Source organism: Halomonas sp. KG2, from assembly GCA_030440445.1.
Taxonomy (GTDB): Bacteria; Pseudomonadota; Gammaproteobacteria; order Pseudomonadales; family Halomonadaceae; genus Vreelandella.
In genome coordinates, this window is sequence record CP098528.1 from 3,754,158 (window position 1) to 3,771,606 (window position 17,449).

Annotated in this window: 16 protein-coding genes; 11 read left to right on the top strand and 5 right to left on the bottom strand. The window is 56.8% G+C overall.

Annotated features, from left to right (window positions below; genetic code table 11):
- Positions 1-545: 545 nt before the first annotated feature.
- The gene (gene mtnK, locus NDQ72_17330; GenBank protein WKD27778.1) at positions 546-1,811 is read right to left on the bottom strand and encodes an S-methyl-5-thioribose kinase; all 1,266 of its coding nucleotides are present in this window, start codon (positions 1,809-1,811) and stop codon (positions 546-548) included.
- A gap of 127 nt (positions 1,812-1,938) precedes the next feature.
- Between mtnK and NDQ72_17335 the strand changes: the two genes are divergently transcribed.
- Complete coding sequence (locus NDQ72_17335; protein WKD27779.1) at positions 1,939-2,223, top strand: YrhK family protein; 285 nt, start codon at positions 1,939-1,941, stop codon at positions 2,221-2,223.
- A 12-nt stretch (positions 2,224-2,235) separates the two neighbouring features.
- Here the strand turns inward: NDQ72_17335 and NDQ72_17340 are convergent, their stop codons facing one another.
- The gene (locus NDQ72_17340) at positions 2,236-2,988 is read right to left on the bottom strand and encodes a DeoR/GlpR family DNA-binding transcription regulator (GenBank protein ID WKD30434.1); all 753 of its coding nucleotides are present in this window, start codon (positions 2,986-2,988) and stop codon (positions 2,236-2,238) included.
- A 148-nt stretch (positions 2,989-3,136) separates the two neighbouring features.
- Here NDQ72_17340 and NDQ72_17345 point away from each other — a divergent pair, with 148 nt between their 5' ends.
- The 5 genes from NDQ72_17345 to NDQ72_17365 are packed head-to-tail and all read left to right on the top strand — an operon-like array spanning position 3,137 to position 8,402.
- Positions 3,137-4,117 carry an ABC transporter substrate-binding protein gene (locus NDQ72_17345; protein WKD27780.1) on the top strand — a complete coding sequence of 327 codons (981 nt, stop codon included), beginning with the start codon at positions 3,137-3,139 and terminating at the stop codon, positions 4,115-4,117.
- A 2-nt stretch (positions 4,118-4,119) separates the two neighbouring features.
- The gene (locus NDQ72_17350; protein ID WKD27781.1) at positions 4,120-5,820 is read left to right on the top strand and encodes an iron ABC transporter permease; all 1,701 of its coding nucleotides are present in this window, start codon (positions 4,120-4,122) and stop codon (positions 5,818-5,820) included.
- Entirely contained in the window at positions 5,808-6,866 is a 1,059-nt protein-coding gene (locus tag NDQ72_17355; GenBank protein ID WKD27782.1) for an ABC transporter ATP-binding protein, read from the top strand. The genes NDQ72_17350 and NDQ72_17355 overlap by 13 nt, the downstream gene beginning before the upstream one ends.
- The gene (locus NDQ72_17360) at positions 6,863-7,945 is read left to right on the top strand and encodes an MBL fold metallo-hydrolase (GenBank protein WKD27783.1); all 1,083 of its coding nucleotides are present in this window, start codon (positions 6,863-6,865) and stop codon (positions 7,943-7,945) included. Before NDQ72_17355 ends, NDQ72_17360 begins: the two co-directional genes overlap by 4 nt.
- A gap of 10 nt (positions 7,946-7,955) precedes the next feature.
- A complete protein-coding gene (locus NDQ72_17365; GenBank protein WKD27784.1) occupies positions 7,956-8,402 on the top strand; it encodes a polynucleotide kinase in 447 nt (148 codons plus the stop codon).
- Here the strand turns inward: NDQ72_17365 and NDQ72_17370 are convergent.
- The 3 genes from NDQ72_17370 to NDQ72_17380 all read right to left on the bottom strand — a co-directional run bounded on the left by NDQ72_17370 (position 8,399) and on the right by NDQ72_17380 (position 11,359).
- Complete coding sequence (locus NDQ72_17370; protein ID WKD27785.1) at positions 8,399-9,562, bottom strand: MFS transporter; 1,164 nt, start codon at positions 9,560-9,562, stop codon at positions 8,399-8,401. The two genes, NDQ72_17365 and NDQ72_17370, sit on opposite strands and share 4 nt — an antisense overlap.
- Positions 9,553-10,557: a DJ-1/PfpI family protein gene (locus NDQ72_17375; GenBank protein WKD27786.1), complete on the bottom strand. Its 1,005-nt coding sequence runs from the start codon at positions 10,555-10,557 to the stop codon at positions 9,553-9,555. The genes NDQ72_17370 and NDQ72_17375 overlap by 10 nt, the downstream gene beginning before the upstream one ends.
- Before the next feature lie 112 nt (positions 10,558-10,669).
- Positions 10,670-11,359 carry a GntR family transcriptional regulator gene (locus NDQ72_17380; protein ID WKD27787.1) on the bottom strand — a complete coding sequence of 230 codons (690 nt, stop codon included), beginning with the start codon at positions 11,357-11,359 and terminating at the stop codon, positions 10,670-10,672.
- A 156-nt stretch (positions 11,360-11,515) separates the two neighbouring features.
- Here NDQ72_17380 and dctP point away from each other — a divergent pair, with 156 nt between their 5' ends.
- The 5 genes from dctP (at position 11,516) to NDQ72_17405 (ending at position 17,399) form a co-directional block, all read left to right on the top strand.
- Positions 11,516-12,514, top strand: a complete 999-nt coding sequence (gene dctP, locus NDQ72_17385) for a TRAP transporter substrate-binding protein DctP (GenBank protein WKD27788.1) — start codon at positions 11,516-11,518, stop codon at positions 12,512-12,514.
- Between the two features lie 100 nt (positions 12,515-12,614).
- Positions 12,615-13,136 carry a TRAP transporter small permease gene (locus tag NDQ72_17390; GenBank protein WKD27789.1) on the top strand — a complete coding sequence of 174 codons (522 nt, stop codon included), beginning with the start codon at positions 12,615-12,617 and terminating at the stop codon, positions 13,134-13,136.
- A gap of 2 nt (positions 13,137-13,138) precedes the next feature.
- The gene (locus NDQ72_17395) at positions 13,139-14,485 is read left to right on the top strand and encodes a TRAP transporter large permease (protein WKD27790.1); all 1,347 of its coding nucleotides are present in this window, start codon (positions 13,139-13,141) and stop codon (positions 14,483-14,485) included.
- A gap of 11 nt (positions 14,486-14,496) precedes the next feature.
- A complete protein-coding gene (locus NDQ72_17400) occupies positions 14,497-15,864 on the top strand; it encodes a malonyl-CoA decarboxylase (protein WKD27791.1) in 1,368 nt (455 codons plus the stop codon).
- Positions 15,861-17,399, top strand: a complete 1,539-nt coding sequence (locus NDQ72_17405; GenBank protein WKD27792.1) for a malonyl-CoA synthase — start codon at positions 15,861-15,863, stop codon at positions 17,397-17,399. The genes NDQ72_17400 and NDQ72_17405 overlap by 4 nt, the downstream gene beginning before the upstream one ends.
- Positions 17,400-17,449: the final 50 nt, after the last annotated feature.

Sequence of the window (17,449 nt, forward strand, 5' to 3'; positions counted from 1 at the left end):
CAATAGTTGAGTTGGGCTCATTATGTAGCGCGGCGTAAGCGTCAGCGCACCCGCGGAAGCAGCGCGCTAGCGGTGCCGAAGGTGGTACCGAGGCCGGATCAGGCGCGGAGGCATTATCCAGGCGGCTGGCGCCGCCGTCGCGGGTGCCTCATACGCTCGTCCCTCGCGAGATTCGTTACACCGCGCTACTGGGCTTAACAATAGTTGAGTTGGGCTCATTATGTAGCGCGGCGTAAGCGTCAGCGCACCCGTGGAAGCAGCGCGCTAGCGATGCCGAAGGTGACGCCGAGGCCGGATCAGGCGCGGAGGCATTATCCAGGCGGCTGGCGCCGCCGTCGCGGGTGCCTCATACGCTCGTCCCTCGCGAGATTCGTTACACCGCGCTACGGGGCTTAACAATAGTTGAGTTGGGCTCATTATGTAGCGCGGCGTAAGCGTCAGCGCACCCGCGAAGCAATGCGCCAGCGTTGCCGAGGTTGGCACCGAGGCGGGATCAGCCACAGTGCCATTATCGAGAAGTCCATTATATCGAGAGGGGTAAGCGTTTATAACACCTCTTGCTGGTTATACGTCTTGGCAAGCTCCGCCAGCGCGGCAAAATCACAGTAAGCCTCAGGCTCCATAATTAACGCTTGGCCCATCAACACATTACGTGCTTCAAGCTTAGCGCGTAGCGCGGTGTCTTCGATCTCTTCAAAGTCAGCGTTATGGGCCAACGATAAAACGCGACGGTGCATTTCAATACCGCAATAAGCCAGTGCATCAAGGCGAATCTCATCAAGCAGTGCATCGCAGGCGTCATCGGCGCTGTTTCCCTGCGCTTCAAACAGCGCCTTGGGGAACAGAATGCCGGTGCGTTCGGTTTGCCATAGGTGGCGGAATTCAGCGTCAAAGCGGGTAAAGCACGCTTCAATCACGTCAAGAATCCACGCTTGGTAGGCATCAAGTTCATCGGCTTGGCGGTGAGCAGGCTGGCTGAAGTAGGCCATCAGGAAGTTAGCAACGGCCATGCCTAGATCAAAGGCCATTGGGCCATACTGGGAAAACTCGGGATCAATCACCCGCACATCCGACTCGGTGGCCATAATTGACCCGGAGTGCAAATCACCGTGCAGCATGGTTTCAGTATTCGCGGTGAACTTCATCAACAGCCGCTGCACCTTAGCTTTTAAGCGTGTATTACGGCGCAGCTCATCCACTACCGGCGAAAGCTCCGGCGTATGGCGGTTCATTTCGGCGCCGTAATAGGGGTCGGTAAACACTAGGGATTCGGTAATCGCAGGAATTGCCACGTTGCCCGAAAACAACCCAACATCAGCTTTCTTCTCAGGGCTGCTTAAGGAGAGCTCTGAGCCACGAAACGCCATGCGCGCACAGAATTCACCGATGGTTTCGCCAAGCTGAGCAACCCACTCACCGCTGATCAGTTTGCGACGCAGAATCGTGTGCGGGTAAAGGTACTCCATGACAATCAGCGCTTGGGGTTTGTCGAAATAGAACACCTCAGGGGCGATGCCAGGCGCACGCTGGGCTTGGCGTACCAGGGCATAATATTCAAAGTGGGCGCGATAAAGTGGCAGCGGCCAGCTTTCACCGACCATACGCACATAGGGTAGCGCTTGTTTCACCACCACGCTTCCCGCACTTCCCGACACAATAAACACTAGGTTTAGGTTGCCATCCCCTACTTCGCGGATCTGCCACTGCTCAGGGTTGGCGCCCACTCGGCTTGCCACTGCCTCAACACTCCCCAACCGTTGGGCCAGAGTATCTACCTCTAACGCTTGATAGGTCTGTTCGTGTGCCACCATGTTATTCCTCGCGAAAATGCGTTTTTATTTGTCACACTGGGGAATAGTTGTCAAACACCTTCATACGCAAGCGCAGTGAAACCGTCATAACACGATTAGCCCAGCAACCGACGACAAGGAGAGCACGATGCAACGTCAGCAAGACCCATCAACAAACGATTGGACATTTACTATTGGTCATCGCGAGCTAATCGTTCACCGTCGTTATGAAGTACTAAGCATAATGAACGACTTCATGATTGGCATTTGGTTTACTATCGGCAGCATCTGCTTTTTCTACAGCGGCACGATACTGACCGTCGGCGTATGGTTATTTGTGCTTGGTAGTGTACAGCTCTTGATACGCCCAGCGATTCGTTTACATCGCTACGTCTATTTCAAGCAGTTACCCGATACTGATCACGATGCTTAAGGTGTCTCATCGTTAGCTTAAAAATCGCACTCCTCTCGCGGCCAGAGGGCTGCGCAGCCTATCCGGTAGCGGGCTATCAGTAATCACTGCATGATAGTCAGCAAGCTGGCCAGCGGCACAGCGCAGCGGCAGGTCGAATTTGGTTTTATCCAGCACCAGAATGCGATAGGCGGCATGGGATAGCAGCGCTTCGCGGGCCATAACTTCGTCATCATTGTAGTCATATAAATGGCCATCACTGTCCATGCCGCCCACGGAGACAATGCCGACATCCACCCGATAGCGTTGAAAGAAGCGCCAGGCATCGCCGCCAATCACATCTTGATCACGGCGCCGTACCCGCCCACCCGCTACCACCAGCTCGCACTCCATGGTGCACAGCTTGATGAGTGCGTGCAGGTTATTGGTCATAATCTGCAGACCTTGCTTATCGCGTAAGGCGTCAGCCAGTTGCTCTACCGTGGTGCCAGTACCTAAAAATAGCGATTGGTGATGCTGAACCAGCGAAGCGGCCTGGCGGGCAATCTGACGCTTACCCGCTTGATTAACGATTTGGCGCTGATCGTAGCCAATATTCTCCTGATCGGGAAACGGCAACACTTCCCCATGGCGACGTAACACCAGCCCTTGCTCAGCCAAGACACGAACATCCCCACGCAGTGTTTGTATCGACACATCAAACTGGCTAGCTAGCGATTCCAGGGGCTGGCGACCTTGCTGGCGCACCTGTGCCAACACGGCACGGCGGCGCTCGTTTAAGCCCATTATTTTCTTCACGTTGGCGACCACCTTAGGAACGAAAGCCTTTTTTTAGCAGGCGAAAGCCTGCCGCCATCAAACGAAAGCGTAGTGTCACGATGTTGTAAGGCGATGACAGTAGTGTGATCAGTGTTCACCTACTGGAGGTTTTACGATGTTGAAGCGCTCACTGTGTACTGCCGTTACGCTTGCAAGCTTTGCTCTATCGTCGTCACTGCTCGCTGATGACAAATTGGTGCTCTATACCAGCCAACCGAATAGCGATGCCCAGCAAACCGTGGATGCCTTTCAGGCCGCCTATCCTGATATTGAGGTGGAGTGGGTACGCGATGGCACCACTCGCCTGATGACTCGCCTACGCTCAGAGCTTTCCGCGGGTGTCAGCAATCCAGACGTACTATTAATCGCTGACAGCATGACCATGACCTCACTTAAGCAAGAGGGCCATTTGCAGGCTTACCTCAGCCCAGAGCGGGAGGCTTATGATGAGGCGCTATACGATCCGGAAGGCTACTTCTACGGCACCAAACTGATCACCACCGGGATTGTGTATAACACCGCTGCCGAACATCAGCCGCAGCGTTGGCAAGACCTGACGGGGCCTGACTATGAAGGCCTTGTCACAATGCCAAGCCCGCTCTATTCCGGCGCAGCGCTGATTCATATGGCAGCGCTGAGCGACCACCCCGACCTTGGAATGGGCTACTACGAGGCGCTGCAAGCTAATCGTGCAGAAGCCCAGGGCGGGAACGGCGGCGTGTTCAATGCCGTTGCGTCGGGCACGAAGCCCTACGGCATCGTGGTAGATTTTCTGCCGATTCGCGAGGCCGCCAAGGGGTCACCGGTTGAGTTTGTCTTCCCCACCGAGGGTGTTAGTGCGGTCACCGAGCCTGTCGCAATCATGCAGGGTGCTAACAACCCGGACGCCGCGCAGAAATTTGTCGATTTCGTGCTTTCCCAACAAGGCCAAGAACTCGTCAGCCAGCAGGGCTACTTGCCTGCCCACCCGACGGTTGCACCGCCTGAAGGTTTTCCCGCTCGTGACGCTATCCAGCTAATGCCGATCAATATTGAGCAAGCATTGGAGCAGGAAGAGACGTTGAAGCAGCGCTTTAGCGACCTGTTTGGCGGCTAACCATGACACCGTCGCTTAACGTTGGCAGCCAGCACCGCTGGCTGCTCAGCCTAATCACACTCACGGTGGTGCTATTAAGCCTAGCGCCTAGCCTGCGGCTACTGGCTGAGGCACTTAGTGACCTTGGCCAGGGCAGCGAATCACCGCTATGGAAGGTGCTTAACGCAGCGAGTACTTGGCGAGCGCTGTGGCACAGTGTGTATACCTCGGGTCTTGGCATGTTAATTGCTCTGGTGCTGGGTAGCCTATTCGCCTTCGTGATTACGCTGACCGACATCCGTGGCAAAGCGTGGCTCGTGTTCTGCTTTATGCTGCCGATGATGATTCCACCCCAGGTGACGGCGCTGAGCTGGCTACAGCTGTTCGGCCCCGCCAGCCCGTTGCTGAAAAGCATTGGTATGGCACCGCCGCTGGGCAGCCCCCAGCCGCTCTACTCAGCGGAAGGCATTGCGCTGTTGCTGGGGATTCAAAGCGCACCGCTGGTCTTTTTAGCGCTGCGCACCTCACTGATCTCACTCCCCCGCGAGCTTATTGAAGCGGCCCGCATCAGCGGCGCGCGCCAGACCCAAGTCTGGGGGCAGATTATTTTGCCAGTCACTCGGCACGGTTTAATTGCCGGGGCGGCGATGGCGTTTATTTCTAGCCTGGGCAACTTCGGCATCCCTGCCATGCTGGGGATTCCAGCGGGCTACTACGTGTTACCAACGCTGATCTACCAGCGTATGGCTAGCTTTGGTACTGGCGTGCTAGCGGAAATGGCAGCGCTATCGTTATTGATAGGTGTGCTGGCACTGGCAGGCGTTGCCTTGCAGCAATACTGGATGAATCGCAGCCGCTTTGGCTTAGGCGGCCATAGTGGTCGCTCTCATGACTTTACGTTGGGCCGCTTTCGGCCAGCGGTGACGACGGTACTCGTCGGCGTTTTATTGGTGATTCTCGTCGCACCACTCGCGGCGCTGGTGGTCAGCTCATTAGTGCCCGCCATGGGCGTTCCCCTTAGCTTCGATAGCGTGACATTAAACGCCTATCACGAAGTGATTGGCCGCCAAGGCGCCACTTGGCGCGCTGTGCACAACAGCCTATGGCTAGCAGGTGGTGCCGCGCTGGTACTTATGCTGTGCAGTCTGCCGCTAGCATATCGCCTGCAGCGGCTGCCACCTCGCCTCCAGCAGCTGACGCTCAGCGCTATCGAACTGCCCTACGCACTGCCTGGTGTGGTGCTGGCGATCGCCTGCATTTTGCTGTTCGTACGCCCACTGCCGCTAATCAATGTAGCGCTCTACGGCACGCTCGGGCTGATCTTCGTGGCCTATCTAGCGCGTTTCTTAGTGGTATGCCTCAAACCGGTTAGCGCCAGCTTGGCCCAACTTGATCCCTCCTTGGAAGAAGCCGCACAACTGGCGGGGGCAAGCCCCTGGCGGCGGCTAACCACGATCGTACTGCCGCTGATTGCACCATCGCTATTTGCCGGGGGGCTGTTGGTCTTCCTGTTGGCGGTGAACGAGCTGACGGTATCGGCACTGCTTTGGAGCGCCGGCAACGAAACGCTGGGCGTATTGATTTTTAACCTTGATGAGGGCGGTGAAAGCGTGCTGGCATCGGCGGTATCGGTACTGGTGGTCCTAATGGTCGCCACGCTGATGCTATCGCTCAGCCTGCTCGCCCCTCGTTTACCCAAAGGAGTCGTGCCATGGCAGGGCTAGCAATTCAACAGGTCACCAAACAGTTTGGCGACCATCGCGCGGTCAATGACCTCTCGCTAGAGATTGCACCAGGGGAATTTGTGGCACTGCTGGGTCCCAGCGGCTGCGGTAAAACCACCATGCTGCGTATGCTGGCGGGGTTCGAAAATGTCACTGGCGGCGAAATACGCCTGAACGATACGCTGCTCGCCAGCCGCCATCACCATGTACCACCAGAACAGCGCAACATGGCGATGGTGTTTCAGTCCTACGCGCTCTGGCCGCATATGAGCGTGGCCGACAACGTCGGCTACCCACTCAAACTGCGCCGCATTCAGGGCAGTGAGTATCAACGCCGAGTTGCTCATGCACTGGCCCAGGTAGCCTTGGAACCCTATGCACAGCGTTCGCCACAGGAGCTTAGCGGTGGCCAGCGCCAGCGGGTCGCGCTCGCCCGCTGTCTAGTGACCGACCCTGCGGTTGTATTGCTGGATGAACCGCTGGCCAATCTCGACCGTAATCTGCGTGCCTCCATGGAGCACAGCTTTGTGGATTTCCACCGCCGCACCCGTGCGACGATGGTGTACGTCACTCACGATCAAAGCGAAGCCATGGCGATGGCGGACCGTATTGCCGTAATGCGCGACGGTAAGCTAGTACAGTGGGCAACACCCGAAACGCTTTATCGCCAACCGCGCAGCGAATGGGTGGCCAGCTTTATCGGCCAAGGTAGCCAGTTGGCCATTGCCAACGGCGTACCAGGGCAGCGGCTAACGGAAAGTGCCCTAATGCAAGGGCTGGCTGCGGCACACAACCCCCGCGCCCAAGCTGCACGTCAACCCGTCCTGGTTCGCCCCGAGCATATTCGCGTAGACGCTCAGGCTCCCAATGAACATGACCTCACTGGGCGCGTCGAGCGGCTGACATTTCGTGGTGAACGCTACGAGTTGCACCTGCGCCTGCCCAGCGGCGAAGCCTTGCTGGCTTACCATCACCACGCGCTTGAAGAGGGCCAACAAGTCGCGCTGCGGCTATTGGAAGGCTGGTGTCTGGAGCCTGACCAATGAGCACTCGTATTCATCTATTAAGCGGGCTGGGTGATAAAGGCCCTGCTGCTATCGTGGTCGAAACCAACGGCAAACGGCTGCTGCTGGACGCAGGTGGTGCGCTGCACCCTGGGGAGCCTATCACCTGGGCAGATGGCTTGGACGTAGACGCTATTCTGATTAGCCACGACCATATTGACCATATCGGTGGCGTTACCGAACTGCCCGATACCATTCCGCTCTACTGCACCCCCTTAGTCGCCAACACATTGCCTAAACATCGCGCTTGGCAGCCTTTGCCAGCACGCGGAAGCCTTATGGTTGAAGGTATCAAGGTGACCACCGGCCAAGCAGGACACTCGCTGGGTGGCGTTTGGCTGCACCTGGACGTGGATGGCGGCATTTTCTACAGCGGCGATGCCTGTTTTGAATCCCGTTTGTTTCCTTTCGATACACCGCCACCTGCACGCACGGCGCTGCTGGACGCTTCCTATGGCACCTACGACCACCCCCAGGAAAGCTGCGTGCAGGCTATTCGTCTGCAACTTGACCAGCCGTTAGTCTTACCGGTGCCTGAAACAGGGCGCGCCCTGGAAATGGCCCTGTGGCTGTCGGAAGAGGCCGACCGTCGTCAGCTCCCTTTCGCCATTGACCCGATTATTCGCGATAACCTCGCCGCACTGCTAGCACTACCAAGCGACTTACGCCGCCCAGGCCTCGACGGTGCGATTAGCGCACTGCTAGAACGGCAGGATGCTCCACAGCCAGCGTTGCAGCTGGTTAGTGACCGCAATGATACGCCTGACCAATGGCCCAATTACCAGCTACTGCACACCGGTTACTTAACACCTGAACGCCAAGCTCAGCTTGCCGCAGGCGAGATAAGCTGGCAACGCTGGAATGTTCATCTGCGCGCCTCCCATCTGGTAGCGCTTGCCGATCAGCTAGCTGCCACTCAGGTAGTGCCGCTATTTACCACGCTCACTGGACACTGCTTAAGCGAATGGCGTCAACGCTTGGGACAGCGACTATGCATCCATCGCACCTTAGAGATTCAACCGCATACGGCCACGCGCCCTACCGCCCATTTAACCGTTTAGGAAATTAATAATGTCCGCAGTGATTGTTGATGTTGACGGCACGCTTGCCGAATTCCACCCCACCGACGTACACGAGTGGGTTCTTGGCCCCGCCAAGCAGTGGGATCCTTTTTTTGCCCATATGGCTGAAGCGCCGGTGATCGACGCGGTGGCCAAACTGGTTAAGATCCTGAAGGCCCAAGGTCAGCAGATCGTGATTTGCAGCGGCCGTCCGGATAGCCACCGGGAGCATACTCAGCGCTGGTTAGAGCGCCACACCATTCCCTTTGATGCGATGTACCTACGCCCGCAAGGCGATGACCATGTAGATGATGAAGAGGTGAAAGCCGCGCTACTCAATCAAATGCGTAGCGACGGCTTTGCGCCTTGGCTGGTGCTGGATGACCGTGATGCGGTCGTCGCCCAATGGCGCGCACTCGGACTGACTTGCCTGCAGTGCGCACCGGGAGATTTTTAAGCGCTTGCCAGGCGGATTCGGTGCTGCCACACCAGCACCACTAAGGGCACCAGCGCGACGGGGATTAATAGTAGGTTAAGCATCGCCCAGCCCAAGCCGCTAACCAAAGGCCCAGCAAACAAGGCGGTCACCGCCGCAGTGCCAAACACTAGAAACTCGTTGGCGGCCTGGGTGCGCGCTTTATCCACTGGGCGGTAGCTCTCGGTGAGCAGTCCGGTGGCGGGTAGGAAGGTAAAGTTCCAGCCCAAGCCCAACAAAATCAGCGCCACGTTGAAACCAACTAAACCGATTCCCCACTGAGCAACCAAAGCACTGGCTACCAGCAGCAGGCAACCTGCCACAATGACTTGTTTGGCGCCGAAGCGGGTGGCTAAATGGCCAGTAAAGAAGGAAGGCAAAAACATCGCTACCACGTGCCACTGAATAGTCATTGAAACGTGGTTAAAGTGGTGCCCGGCTCCCTCCATGGCGAGCGGTGTGGCGGTCATCGCCAGATTCATCACACCGTAGCCGACCATCGCCGCGCTCACCGCGACAATAAATCCGGGCTGGCGGAGTATCTTCCCTAGCGGCAGTGCGCTGCCTTCGCAGTGGGTGCGAGAAGCGGGCGGTAACCGTGTCAGCATCAATACCGCTAATGCCAACGCATAGAGCACCGCTAAACCAACAAAACTACCCAGAAACGGCACCTCGCCCAGCTCACGGCTCACTCTGGCCAACCACGGTCCTGCAAACGCCGCCAGCACACCGCCGCCCATCACTAGGCCAATCGCCCGGTCACGCATCAATGCCGGGGCGGCCTCTACTGCGGCAAAGCGATACAGTTGTCCAAAGCCAATGCCGATACCAATCAGCCAGGTGGCCAGTAAGAACAGCCCAAAGTGCTCACCCATCAGCGCCTGGACGGCAACCAATGCGCCTACGAATCCCACTATATTGCCCAGAATAAAGCCACGCTTTCGACCCAGCCTGGCCATGATAAGCGAGGCAGGTATGGTGGCACACATTAGCCCCAGCCACTGGGTAGCGACAGGCGCTGTCGACCATGACGCGCTAGGGGCCAAAGACGCCCCTATCAGCGGTGATACGGCGATCAACAAGACATTGCCAGTGACCAGCAGCGCCTGACAGAGCGATAATAGAGTGACGGTTAAAGGCATGAGAGATTCTCCTGGGTGGCACCAGCATGGGAGGAGGCAAAACGTTGACGATAGACCGAGGGCGATACACCGTAGTAGCGCTGAAACTGGCGGCGCAACTGCTCTGCGCCGCCCAGCCGCCAGCGTTGCGCTAGGCGCTCAAGGGAGAGCTGCTCGCGCTCGTTGAGCAGCGCCAGGCGCGCTTGCTCAAGGCGTAGTTGGGTCAGGTAGGTACCCGGCGTAGTATTCAGATAACGCCTGAACAGCCGGGTTAAATGACGCGGGGAGACCGCCATTAGGTCGGCCATACTCTCAAGCCCGTGATCTACGCTGGGGTCGGCGTGGAGTTGATCCAGCAGGCGGCGCAGCGGCCCCGCCTCTTGCTGGTGGCGCAGTATTTCGCTGAACTGTGACTGCCCACCTGGGCGCTGCAAAAACACCACTAACTCGCGCGCCACTCGTCCGGCTAGGTCAGCGCCGTGGTCTGCCTCTACCAGCGACAGCGCCAAATCAATTCCCGCCGTTACACCGGCGCTGGTGTAGCGGCCGTTACTTTCGATATACAGTGCATCAGGCTCAACGCTTAGCGCGGGATACTCCTCGGCCAATTGAGCTGCATGGCGCCAGTGAGTGGTGACGCGGCAGCCATCCAGCAGCCCTGCAGCAGCTAGCAAAAATGCCCCAGAGCAGATAGACCCAAACCGTCTCACCTCAGGGGCGACCTCACACAGCACCTGTTTCACAGCGGCTATGTCACGCTGCTGCATCACGCCACTGCCGCCCGCCACCAACAGCGTATCTAGGGGCAGTAAATGCTTAAGCTGGTGGTAGCTGTGCGTCGCATGCACGGCTAAGCCACCGTTGGTGGCTACTGGGCCAACGGCATCGGAGACCAGCGTCAACTGATAGAGCGGTTGAGGGCTTAACGCATTGGCGCTGGCAAACACCTGCCAAGGGCCACTGACATCCAGCAGTTGGCAGTCAGGATAAGCAAATAGGACAACATGGCGAGTCACAGTCTCTCTCCGCTAACGGGATATAGAAGCATGAGAGAGTGTCAGCGCTACGCCCGATGTCGGCAAGGACCATTACCCCACCGATTCGGACATTTTTATTAAAAGCGATATATTAGCCCGTTTTCTCTATCTCTAATGGCGACTCCATCCTGCGTACGCTGGAAACGAAATCACTAAAGCGCTCGCCCTGAATCAATACATGGTCGGTCAGTGCTTGCTGAGCAGCCACAGAGTCGCCCCGCTCAATAGCCTCGACGATGGCTTGGTGCTCGCTGAGAGAGCTATTTACCCGTTGACGCACCTGCAACTGTAGCCGTCGGTAAGGCTTTAAGCGCTGCTTCAGTTGACGCGCTTCGCTGGCCAAAAAAGCGTTGTGGCTAGCGGTGTAGATACAGTCATGAAAACCTTCGTTTTCGTAGTAATACTCGTCGCTGTCACCTGCCAGCGCTGCTGCCTCGCAGCGCTGATGGGCTTCGCGTAACGCGGCCAGTTCAAGCTCGGTAATCCGCCGTGCTGCCAAGCGGCCGCACATGCCCTCTAACTCCGCCATCACCTCGAACATCTCGATCAGTTGATCAATCCCCACTTTCGCAACGAAGGTGCCCTTCTTCGGCGAAACGGTGACCAAGCCACTGGCGACCAACTGCTGGAAGGCTTCGCGCACCGGGGTACGCGAGACCTGAAACTCCCGCCCTAAGGCTTCTGGATCCAGGCGCTCTCCCGGTAAACGACGGCCATTGATGATGTCATCTTCAAGAGAATCTCTTAATCGCTGAGCGTTGGAAAGCTTGCTGCCCGCCATGTTTCACCTCCTTGGATCACGACTCATGTTAGCCATTTTAATGCTGTCATATAGTTGACATTAGCATACGTAGCGCCTATTGATATATATATCAGGACAACTGATAGATATATACAGCCAATCCAAACACACAACAACAACTGTTGGAGACGCCACATGCAACGCTATTTGATCTCAACTGCTGCCGCCCTTGGTCTCGCCATTGCGGCTTCTTCCCATGCCTCTGCCGATACTGTGCTACGCGCGTCGCATCAATTCCCTGGAGGGCAAGGGGATGTCCGCGACGAAATGGTACAAATGATGGCCCGCCATGTCGCCGAGGCAGATGTTGGCCTGACGATAGAAGTCTACCCGGGTCAATCGCTGTTTAAAGCGCGTGAACAGTGGGGCGCTATCGCTCGTGGTCGCCTCGATATCACCTCGCTACCGCTGGATTATGCCAGCGGACGGCACCCGGAGTTCTCTGCCACGCTGATGCCTGGCTTAGTGCGCAACCAAGCACACGCTCAGCGTTTGAATGACTCCGAATATATGGAGATGATCAAAGCGGTGATTCTAGATGGCGGCGCTCGAGTGCTCTCGGATGCGTGGCTATCGGGCGGTTTTGCCTCTAGCGAACAGTGCGTTACCTCCCCGGATACCGTCGAGGGCCAAAATTTCCGTGCTGCCGGACCTGCGTTTGAACAAATGCTTGAGGCCGCTGGCGCCTCCATTGCCTCCATGCCCTCTTCTGAGGTGTATACCGCCATGCAAACCGGTGTGTTGGATGCCGCCAACACCTCGTCGATGTCGTTTATCTCTTTCCGGCTTTATGAACAGGTTGAATGCTTGACCGAACCGGGTGACTTCGCGCTCTGGTATATGTACGAGCCGATTCTTATTTCCGAGCAGATATGGCAAGGGCTTAACGAAGAGCAGCAGGCGGCGCTGATGGAAGCCGGAGAAGCCGCAGAGGCTTTCTTCGCTGAAGAGGCCGCCGCCATTGATCAGGAGATGGTCGATCTTTACCAGGAGAATGGCGTCGAGGTGGTCAGTATGAGCGAAGAGGACTACAACGCCTGGCTCGATATCGCCAAGGAAACTTCCTACAAAAACTTTGCCGACAATGTTCCCAATGGCCAAGCCATTATCGATGCAGCGCTGGCCGTCGAATAAGCAACCCACGAACGCCTAATGGCTCGGCTGCCCTTCGGGGTGGCCGTTTTCAACGGATGCTTGCTTAGCTTGGCGAAACAACCAGCTTGACGAGGGACATATGGCACCTGCAACGACTCACAATGCCCTTGCCCGCGGGGGCATCATTGGCGGCTACATTCGCGTCATGGATAAGCTTTCGCGGCTTTCCGCCTATTTAGCCTGCGCCATGTTTATCGCTGGCGTATTAGTGATTTGCCAGATGGTTTTTATTCGCTACTTACTCGGAATGAGCACCAGTTGGCAGACCGAATTCACCATTTTCTCAGTAACGGCGGCGATGCTGATGGGCAGCCCTTATGTACTGATGACCGGCGGCCACGTCGCGATCACCATTGTGCCCGATGCTCTGGGCGGTATTACCCGCACCATCATGCGTTTGATCGCTTCCCTGTTTGGATTAGGTTTCTGTGCCGCCCTGGCGTATGCCAGCTGGGTGTATGTTTTTGAGGCACTCCACGGCGGGTGGACAACGGGCTCCGTCTGGAATCCACCACTGTGGCCAGCCTTACTACCCATGGCCATCGGCGCCACCCTGCTGTCGTTGCAGTATGTGGCTGAAATTCTGCGTGGGGAGAGTTAAGCATGGATCCCATTACCTTAGGCATTATTGTCGCCATCGCACTGATTGGGCTAATGGCCATTGGCACCCCTATCGCTTTTGCCCTCGGCGGTGTATCGCTGCTAGCACTGCTCTACGACCGCGGCCTTTCCGAGCTCACCTACTTCGGTGAAACCTTTTTTGACCGCATCGCCGAATTTGGTTTTGTCGCCATTCCAATGTTTATTCTGATGGGCGCCGCAGTGGCCTCCTCCCCCACCGGGCGCGATCTGTATCGCTCGCTGGATCTATGGATGGGCAAGCTGCCCGGCGGCTTGGCGGTTTCCAATATCGGCGCCTGCTCAATCTTTGCTGCGCTCTCGGGATCATCACCGGCCACCTGCGCAGCGATTGGTAAAATGGGCATTCCCGAAATGCGCATGCGCGGCTATCCCGATGGCGTGGCAGCAGGTTGCATTGCCGCAGGTGGCACCCTGGGCATTCTAATTCCGCCGTCGGTCACCATGATTATCTATGGCATCTCCACCGAAACCTCGATTGGTCGACTATTTATTGCCGGGGTGGTGCCAGGCTTTATGCTCGCGGGCCTGTTTATGATCTGGACGATGATCGCCTGCAAGTTGGCCGGTGGCTATAACAATTCCATGAACAACCCCGTGGCGGAGTCCGTCGAACGGCTAAAGCAGAACGTTAAACAAAATGTTGATACCAATCTGAAAGCGCTCGTCCGCGTTCTGCCTTTCCTGGGCGTGGTCGCGGGTATCCTATTTGCCTTGTATGGCGGTGTGGCAACACCTTCAGAGGCGGCGGGCGTGGGTGCATTTCTGTGTTTGGCGCTGGCTATTCTGATCTACCGCATGTGGCAGCTGGGCCCAATCAAGCTGATTATGCGCGACTCGCTGCGTGAAAGCGTGATGATCATGCTGGTGATCGCCACCGCCGAAGTGTTTGCCTACGCACTCTCTTCCATGTTTATCACCCAAACAGTAGCCGCTGCGATTGCTGACCTGGAGATCAACCGCTGGGCGCTGATGGGGGTGATTAACCTCTTCCTGCTAGTGGCCGGTTTCTTCCTACCGCCTGTGGCCGTGATCGTCATGACCGCGCCGATTCTGTTACCTATCATCCTGGCGGCTAATTTCGACCCCTACTGGTTTGCGGTGATTTTGACCATCAACCTGGAGATCGGCCTGATCACACCACCAGTGGGCCTCAACCTGTTCATTATTAAAGGCATCGCGCCGGATATTTCGCTGCGCGACATTCTGATGGGAAGCTTGCCCTACGCGCTGTGTATGGTGCTGGGTATCTTGCTGCTGTGCCTCTTCCCGGGCATCGCGCTTTGGCTACCTAACTTGATCATGGGTTAAGGAGTTTGACCATGAACATGCTGTTTTTGCAGGAGCTGTTCAACAACATCACCCAGCGTGATGCCCTGTTGCGGCGCCGTCATCCCGAGACCTTAACGCCCGACCATGGGCAGTTGGTTAACGCCTGCCACAAGCTCTTGGAAAGCGATGGCGAAGCTTCCAGCATCGCGCTGGCAAGCCGCGCCTTGGCGATTTATCAGCGCCTTTCGGCAGCTGAAAAAAGCAGCTTCTTTGCCCGCCTAACGACTGACTTTGCGGCCGAGCCCGGCCCCATTGACGCGGCCTATCTGGCGTATCAAGACGCTCGCGACAATCAATCGCTACAGCGCTTGTTTGAAGCCTGTGAGCCCCGTCGCCAAGAGCTTTTCCGGCGCCTAAATCTCGCCAGCGACGGTACCTATGAGCTGGTTAAAATGCGTGAAGACCTGCTGGGATTGCTACGCGAGCAGCCGGAATTAGCAGCTATCAATAACGATTTCGCTCACCTGTTCGGTTCCTGGTTTAACCGTGGCTTTTTGATGCTCAAGCGCATTGACTGGAACACCCCTGCCTCAATTCTAGAGAAGATCATCCGCTACGAAGCGGTACACGAGATTCAGGACTGGGACGACCTGCGCCGACGTCTAGATGCTCGTGATCGCCGCTGTTTCGCCTTCTTCCACCCCGCTATTGGCGACGAGCCGTTGATCTTTGTGGAAGTAGCCCTCCACAAGGGCCTGCCAAGCCGCATCCAGCCCATCCTCTCTGGCGAAAGCAGCTATAGCAAAAAAGGTATTGATGAGGCCGAGGATGCCGATACTGCGGCATTCTTTGGCATCAGCAACTGCCAGAACGGGCTGCGCGGGATCTCCTTCGGTAATTTTTTGATCAAACAGGTGGTGCAAGAGCTGTCCCAGGAGCTGCCGCAGCTTAAGTACTTCGTCACCCTCTCGCCGGTACCTGGCTTCGCTCAGTGGCTTCAGGAGCAGCGGGACGATGAGCAACTTCCCTCGTCGCTGCGTCAATCACTCAAAGGGCTTGAAACCCCAGGATGGCATCAGGACCAAGCGCTTGAAGAGCAGCTGAAAGCCGCGATTCGCCCACTGGCCGCCCGTTATCTGGTCGAAGAGAAAAACCGCCACGGCTTGCCGATCAATCCGGTGGCCCGCTTTCATCTCGGCAATGGCGCCGAACTGCACCGCATTAACTGGTTGGGCGATACCTCCGAGAAGGGCTTTAAACAAGCCGCAGGACTGATGGTTAACTACCTGTATGTGCTGGACGATATCGAGCGCAATCACGAAAACTATACCGCCAAGGCGACCGTTGCTTGCTCAAATGAGGTGCGTGACCTCACCAAACGCGCCCGCAAGCTGGCCAAGGGAGAGACCACCAAATGAGCCACAACCTATTTGAAACCTTTGCTGCCAAAATGCGCGAGCGCGCAGAGGCCGATTTTATTACCACCCGCGACGGCCGCCGCTATCGCTACGCCGATGCGCTAACCATCAGTGCGCAGCTTGCGGGTGCACTCACCGAGTTAGGCGTTAAGCAAGGTGACCGTGTCGCGGTACAGGTGGATAAAAGTCCTGAGGCGATACTGCTTTACTTGGCCTGCCTGCGCATCGGCGGCGTCTATCTGCCCCTCAATACGGGCTATACCGGCGATGAGATTCGCTATTTTTTAAATGACGCTGAGCCCGCGCTGTTCGTTTGTCGCCCCAAGATAGAAGAGCAAGCACGGTCGCTTGCTGCTGAAACCGGCTGCCCTGCGGTGGCAACCCTAGGCAGCGCTGCCGATGGCAGCCTGATGGAAACCGCCCAAGCGGCAACCCCAAGGCAAGACATAGTGGCGATTGGTCAGCGTGACTTGGCTGCTATTCTCTATACATCGGGCACCACAGGGCGCTCCAAAGGCGCCATGCTAACGCACACAAACCTCGCCTCTAACGCCGAGACCCTGGCCAAAGCATGGCACTTCAGCGCTGATGATCGGCTGATTCATGCGCTGCCAATCTTCCACACCCACGGCTTATTCGTCGCTTGTAACGTCACCTTGATAGCGGGCGCCAGCATGCTCTTTCTGCCCAAGTTCGATGCGGATGTGATTTTTGATGAGCTGCCCCATGGCAGCGTGATGATGGGCGTTCCCACTTTCTATACTCGGCTAGTTCAGGACGAACGACTGACCCCAGAAGCGACCGCCCATATGCGGCTGTTCGTTTCCGGTTCTGCTCCGCTCACCGCCGAGACCCACGAGGCATTTGAAGCCAAGACGGGGCATGCGATTCTTGAACGCTACGGCATGACCGAAACCAATATGAATCTCTCCAACCCCTATGAAGGCGCCCGCCGAGCAGGCACCGTGGGTATGCCGCTACCCGGTGTGGAGATGCGCATTACCAATCGTGAAACCGGTGATGAGGTGCCTTTTGGCGAGATTGGCATGCTGCAGATTCGCGGCCCGAATGTGTTTATCGGCTACTGGCGAATGCCCGAAAAGACGCGTGAAGAGCTATTAGACGATGGCTTTTTCATTACCGGCGATCTCGCCATGGTCGACGAACAGGGCTATGTGCATATTGTTGGCCGTGACAAGGATCTAGTGATTTCCGGCGGCTACAATGTCTACCCCAAAGAGGTGGAGCAGGTGATCGATGAGCTTGAGCAAGTCGCCGAATCCGCAGTCATCGGCCTACCGCATCCTGACTTTGGCGAAGGCGTTACCGCAGTGGTCGTTCGCCAGCAAGGTGCTGATCTTGGAGAAAACCAGCTTGAAGAGGAGCAAGTCATCACCCATTTAGATGGACGACTCGCTAAGTATAAGCAGCCCAAGCGGGTCTTCTTTGTTGATGAACTGCCGCGCAATACGATGGGTAAGGTGCAAAAAAACGAGCTGCGTAAGCGCTTTGGAGATACCTACCGAGCGACCTAGCTCTATAAACACTGACGCCCCGCATAGGCGGGGCGTCAGTGACAATATCT